This window comes from Streptomyces africanus (assembly GCF_002150735.1).
Classification (GTDB): Bacteria; Actinomycetota; Actinomycetes; order Streptomycetales; family Streptomycetaceae; genus Streptomyces; species Streptomyces africanus.
In genome coordinates this window covers 1-1,132 of the sequence record NZ_MUKA01000638.1, presented here as the reverse complement: position 1 = coordinate 1,132, position 1,132 = coordinate 1, and the positions used below count along the sequence as shown (strand labels likewise).

General features: G+C 71.7%; 2 protein-coding genes. Both read right to left on the bottom strand.

Going from position 1 to position 1,132, the window contains the following annotated elements:
• Positions 1-509, bottom strand: a 509-nt coding sequence (locus tag CCL05_RS42975) for an ABC transporter ATP-binding protein (RefSeq protein WP_143590065.1), incomplete at its 3' end; no start/stop codon positions are given.
• A 166-nt stretch (positions 510-675) separates the two neighbouring features.
• On the bottom strand, positions 676-1,132 hold a 457-nt coding region (locus tag CCL05_RS42970), incomplete at its 5' end, for a class F sortase (RefSeq protein WP_107400598.1).

The following is a 1,132-nucleotide window of genomic DNA, read 5'->3' as shown; positions in this document are numbered from 1 at the left end:
CGGAGCTTGGCGTCCAGGTTGGAGAGGGGCTCGTCCATCAGGAAGGCGGAGGGGTGGCGGGCGATGGCCCGGCCCATGGCGACCCGCTGGCGTTCGCCGCCGGAGAGTTGGCCGGGCAGGCGGTCGAGGAGGTCCTCGATGCCGAGCATCCGGGCGGTGGCGTCCACGCGCGGCCCGGGGTCCGTGCCCGGGGCCTCGATCCGCAGGGGGAAGCCGATGTTGGCGCGGCTGGTCATGTTCGGGTACAGGGCGAAGTTCTGGAAGACCATCGCCATGTCCCGTCCGGAGGGCGGCAGGTCGTTGGCGTACTCGCCGTCGAGCCGCAGCTCGCCCTCGTCGATCTCCTCCAGGCCGGCGATCATCCGGAGCACGGTCGACTTGCCGCAGCCGGACGGGCCGAGCAGCACGAGGAACTCGCCCGGCGTGATGTCCAGCGACAGCCGGTCCACCACGCGGGCGCCTCGCGTGTAGGCCTTGCTCACGTCGTGCAGGGAGATGGCGCGTGTCATGGCGTGCCCCCGAGGGGTCTTCAGGGCGCTGGTGCTCCGCGGTCGGAAGCCCCGTGCGGCTCGTACGGGGCTGTGGGTCACGGAAGTTAACGGAATGTGCCCGGCCTGGGGAAGACACTTGGCGGAATCCGGGCTTTCGGTCCAGCTGGTGAGAAGGCGGACGGGGTCACTGGACGCCGGTGAGGTGGGCGAAGACCACGACGTTGCCGGAGTAGCCCTTCCTGCGGTCGTAGCTGCCGCCGCAGGTGATCAGGCGCAGCTCGGGGCGGCCCCGGGGGCCGTACACCTCCCGGCTCGGGAAGTGCGCCTTCTCGTACGACCTGACCCGGTCCACGGTGTAGACGGCGATCCGTCCGTCGGCGCGGCGGGCCTTGACGATGCGGCCGCGTGTGAGCTCGGGCAGTCCCGCGAAGACGGCGGGACCGCTGTCCGTGTCGAGGTGCCCGACGGCCACGGCGGTGCCCCGCTCGCCCGGTGAGGCGCCGTTCCGGTACCAGCCGACCAGCTTCGGATCGTCCTCCGGTGGTGCGGTGAGGCGGTGTTCGGGGTCGAGGCCCAGGTCCATGACGGGGGCGTCGAGACGGAGGTAGGGGATGAGCAGGCGGGTGGCTCGGGAGGGGGGC